This is a genomic window from Maribacter sp., assembly GCF_049667165.1.
In the GTDB taxonomy this organism is placed as follows: Bacteria; Bacteroidota; Bacteroidia; order Flavobacteriales; family Flavobacteriaceae; genus Maribacter_A.
This window is the reverse complement of the sequence record NZ_JBATHS010000201.1, coordinates 1-5,137: the sequence shown is the minus strand read 5'-3', so window position 1 is coordinate 5,137 and position 5,137 is coordinate 1. Positions and strand designations below refer to the sequence as shown.

At 40.4% G+C, this 5,137-nt stretch carries 3 protein-coding genes; all 3 read right to left on the bottom strand.

From position 1 onward, the window contains the following. Window positions 1–417, bottom strand: a 417-nt coding sequence (locus WBM98_RS10160) for an ABC transporter ATP-binding protein (protein WP_424365911.1), incomplete at its 3' end; no start/stop codon positions are given. Window positions 418–437: 20 nt separating this feature from the next. Next, entirely contained in the window at window positions 438–2,747 is a 2,310-nt protein-coding gene (locus WBM98_RS10155) for an ABC transporter permease (RefSeq protein ID WP_424365910.1), read from the bottom strand. Window positions 2,748–2,767: 20 nt separating this feature from the next. After that, window positions 2,768–5,137, bottom strand: a 2,370-nt coding sequence (locus WBM98_RS10150; protein ID WP_424365909.1) for an ABC transporter permease, incomplete at its 5' end; no start/stop codon positions are given.

Here is a 5,137-nt window from a genome sequence, read left to right as displayed (position 1 = left end):
AAAAAGATCTTTCTTGCCCACGATATTAAAACGATCGAGCATATCGGCGACCATGGCCTTGCGTTCAGAACCTGAATGTTTTTTATAGAGTAAAGGCATTTCCAAATTTTCATAAACCGTAAGTTCGTCGATTAAGTGGTAAGCCTGGAACACAAAACCAATATATTGTTTGTACAGATTGGCACGATGTTTTTCCTTGAGTTGGTGTACAGGTTCATCCAAGAAACTGTATTCGCCCTCATCAAAATCATCGAGCATTCCGATTACATTGAGCAAAGTGGATTTTCCCGAACCAGAAGGACCCATTATGGATATAAATTCACCTTCTTCGACTTCAAGGTTGATGTCTTTCAGTAAAAAAATACGGTTCCCTCCTGAATTGACCCATTTGAAAATAGTACTCAGTTTTAAAAGCATAGTTTTTCGATTTTATTAAATTATTCTTCCTTCAAAGCATCTACTGGATTTGCCACTGCTGCCCTAAAACTCTGCCAACTTACGGTCAACAATGCGATTGCGAGAGCTGCAACCCCTGCCATGGCAAAGACCCACCAATTCATGGTCGTTTTATAGGCGAAGCCTTCGAGCCATTGGTTCATGGCATACCATGAAACAGGGACTGCAATAACAAAGGCCAGAGCAACCCACTTTACAAAATCCTTATTTAAAAGAGAGAGAATTTGGGATATGGTCGCCCCATTAACTTTTCGGATACTGATTTCCTTTTTGCGTTGTTGCATATAAAAAGTGGACATGGCCAAAATTCCCATTGCGGAAATGATAAATGAGAGTAGCGTAAAATACCCGATGATCTTTCCTGTTCGCTCATCCTTTTCATACCATTGATTGATCGCGTCATCGACGAATGTTATATCAAATTCGGCATTCTCAACTAGGCTGGCATATGTAGTTTTGATCTTATCGGCCGTATCAAAAACATTGGTTCCATTAACTTTTAGGAAGATGTCATCTGCCTGAAAATTTGGTGTTTGCTGCCGAATCATCAATGGCCCTATGTTATCTCGGAGTTCCTTAAAATTAAAATCATTTACGATACCAAGAATGGGTATTTCATTTTCCTCCATTTTGAAGGATATTGCTTCATCTGTAAGTCCTAATTCCTTGATTGCTGTCTCATTGAGGTACATTCCTTTATCAGAGTAAGCCACGTCAGATGGTTTCACTTTCATATTAAAAACATGGAAAAAAGAGGAATCTACCGCAAATTCCTGAAAGCTCACTGATTTTCCATTACTCTCAAAAGTCTGGTTACTACCCCCGCTCAAGGGACTTTGCCAGGTGATAGTAACATCTTCTACCCCAGGTATCTGTAAAAGGGCATTTTTTATAGTTCCTTTTTTATCGGTTGCACCCAAATATTCCATATGAACAATATTATCTTTTTGAAAACCGAGGTCTTGGTTCCGTAAAAAATCGGTCTGTTTTAAGATAATCCAACTACAGGCCAATAAGGCAATGGTCACGGTATATTGAAAGGTAATAAAGGCCTTTCCATAAATACTTTTGACCTTTGTCCTAAAGGTACCTTTGACTACTTCAATAGGTCTGAAACCAGCGATTTTTATTGCTGGCAGAATACCTGATAGTACCCCTATCAAGGCAAACAGTGGTATAAAGACAACAAGGTTCGGTAGATTGATTCTGTCATTCAAATGCAATCGGGTATGCAACAAAGAGTCAAATACAGGTTCAATTAATTTAGCTAAAAAAAGAGATAGCAAAACTGCGGTGAAACATAATAAAACGGATTCCCGGATAAATTGAAGGAACAATTGTCTTTTAGAACTTCCCAACAATTTTTTGATGGCCACTTCCTTTCCTCGAAAGGTAGCCTGGGCAATGGTCAAATTCACATAATTGCCTACTGCTAATAATAGAATGAGAAGCACAATGAACGATAGTATGGTAACCAGGCTCTTACTATTACTTTTGGTGCCATTGCCAACCTTATTACTAAAATACAAATCCTTTAAAGGTGTAAGCTCGACCGTCGTGGCCCAACCTTCGGTATATAACCAATAATCCTTTTTGAATTTCTCCAATATCGAAGAGGCCTTAGCGGGAAGGTCAGCGTTTTCTTTCGCCAAAAGATAGATGGATAGCGAAGCAAAACCGTATTCTTGCATAATATTCTCAAAACCCCACAGCGCTTTGAAAGCCATTAAATTCACAAGAGCATCTTGGTAGGTGAAATGGGTGTTTTCTGGAAAGTCGTCCATAATCCCTGTAATTGTGAACTTATTTACTGTATCCAAAAACACGGATTTACCCACCACATCGATGGTGCCGAACAATTTCATGGCCATCGATTTTGATAGCACGATACTATTGGCTGTTTGGAGCACTTCATCCGGTTTCCCATGTACTAAAGGGAAGGAAAACATATCGAAAAAGGAGGCATCGACCCCTAGATAACTGATTTTTAACTTTTGCCCATCGGCTACATTTATTCGACCTTCACTATCCAGAACCCTAGTAAAATCTTTGATTTCCGGAATACTATTTTTTAGGTCTTCGGCAATAGGAGGCGAAAAATCGACCGATTCGTTTTCCAAACGGTATAAACGATCTTTGTTTACATGGAAATTATCGACCGATTGCTCATTGCCGATATACACACTTAAAAGTAAAATAAAAGTCAACGAAATAGCAAAACCTATGATTGTCACTGCGGTATACAGTTTATTCTTTACCAAGTGCCTGATGTATGATTTTATAGCGTTCATTTTTATAATGTTTATATTTTTTACTCCGTTCGTAAACTCTTCACCGGATCTCGATTCGCTGCCGCAATCGTTCGGATACTTATAATGAGCAACGTAATCATAAGCATGGCGAGTCCACTCAAGGCGAAAACCCACCAACTCAGTTTTGTCTTATAGGCAAAATCCTGTAACCAATTGTTCAGGCCGTACCAAGCTATGGGTACGGCAATCGCAAAGGCGATGCCTACCAAGATCAAAAATTCCTTGCACAATAAGAGGTTCAATTGGGTCAACGAGGCACCGAGTACTTTTCGGACACCGATCTCCTTGGTGCGTCTTTCGGTGGTATGTATGACCAATCCCAACAGTCCCAGACAACTTATCACTATCGCCAAGCCGGTTGCCCATTTCAATAAAACCGAAGTTTTGCGCTCTTGTTCATAGAATTGCTTTACGGTATCATCCATAAAATGGATTTCAAAAACATCCTCGGGATAAACGGATTTCCAAGCATTCCCCACCTTGGTAATTACAGGGGTCAAATCGTTTGAGGCCTGTTCGTTCAATGAAAAATGAAGTGTATTGAATTGGGTGTAAATATCCCTATTCGCATCCCCAATCAAAGCCATAGGTTGAATGTTCGAACGTAAGGAACGTTGATGAAAATCTTTCATCACCCCAACGATTGGAAATTGCCCATCGTCGAATTTTAAGAATTTACCAATCGCATCCGTCGGATTTTGAAACCCCAGTATTTTGGAATAGGTTTCGTTGATTACATATTCCTGAATCGTATCATTAAGCCTATCCCGGCCTGCCAATAATTCGATATCATATACTTTAAGGTAATTCAGATCGCCGAAGAGTTGTTGTAGTTCTGTATTGATTTCTTTCCGATCGTCACTAAAGGTCACAATGGTCGAATTGCTATTATTCGAGGCGGGGGGATCATTGGCCAGACTTATCATTGAAATCTCGGGTATCTGCGCAAGGGCATCTGCAAAAGTGATGCGTTTACTTAAATCATCATTTTGCCAGACCCGAACGTAGGCATTCGCCTCAGTCTTAAACCCCATGTCCTTAGCCATTAGAAAACTTAATTGTTTGCCCACGATAAATGTGGCCACGATAAAAATCTGTGCGATTACAAATTGAAAAACCGTCAGATATTTTCGAAGGGCCGTTTTATCATTGCCCGATATGACCTGATTTTTCAAAACGGATACCGGTTTATAATCCGAAAGTACCAAGGCAGGATAAAAGCCTGAAAAAAAAGTGATCAACAATAGAAGTACAACCAATGAAACAATAAGCATAGGATGGGAGAACAGACCGAATGCAACCCCTTCTGGAATGAAATCGGAAAAAACCCGAAACAACCATGAGGCCAAAAAAACGGATGCTACCGTTGCGCTTAAAGTCAAAAGGAAAGTTTCGCCCAAAAACTGGAAAACCAATTGTTTCCTTGAACTTCCCAGCGTTTTTCGGATACCGATCTCCTTTGCTCGTTTAGTAGCTTGGGCCGTATTGAGATTGATAAAATTAATACAGCCCAGTAGCAGCAAAAATAAAGCCGCAAGACCCAAGCTTACCAATACGATTTTGCTTGCAACGTATTCCGAATTGTTGAAAATGCCGTAGTCTTTATTAAAATGGATATCCGCCAAGGGTTGTAGGTGAAAGTTCCTTCTTTGGCCTAAATCATAGGTTTGCTTATCGGCATGCTCATAGGCCACTGCATCCAATTGCTTTTGAATTGTTGTTAGGTTTGTGTTCGGTGCGATTTTTACGAACACCATATTCGATGAGTTCGTACTGTTCCACTCATTATTGAAGAAATCAGCTTCAAGGGGGGTATCCCTGACGGTTTCCAACGACAAAAACTCTTTGAAATACAGGTCGGTCCGTTGTTTGGGATCTTCAACAATGCCAGATACGGTCATCGGAATCCCATCATTATATATCAAAACCCGGCCCATAATTTCATGGGGTTTCAAATTTGGAAAATAACGGGTGGCCCTCTCCAAAGTAAGTACCAGTTGCCCTGGTTGCGACAGGCTAGTGGGTGAACCCGTCAGCCAATTGTAATTGAAGAGGTCAAAATAGTTGGCGTCTGTAATGATAGCATCTTCAATATTGCGATAGGTTTTGGCAGTTTCTTCATTTTCAACAGATTGAAGGTATTGTGTGAAGAAGGTGCTTACGGTTTCAAAACCGGTCATATCCTCTTTGGCATATTTCCCAATGGGAACGGCGACACCTCGATTGTGAAAATAGCCCTCGGGGCTCATAAAATCGGATGTTAGACGATAAATACGCTCTCCATCGGGATGGAACTTGTCAAAGGTCAAATCATAATAGATCATTGCCCCAATGACAAAGGCAGCACTTAAGCCTATTGATAGACCGAT

What these genes read in the sequence shown, in the direction of transcription:
- WBM98_RS10155 (WP_424365910.1), bottom strand. Translation starts at nt 2,747, where the DNA reads ATGAACGCTATAAAATCATACATCAGGCACTTGGTAAAGAATAAACTG.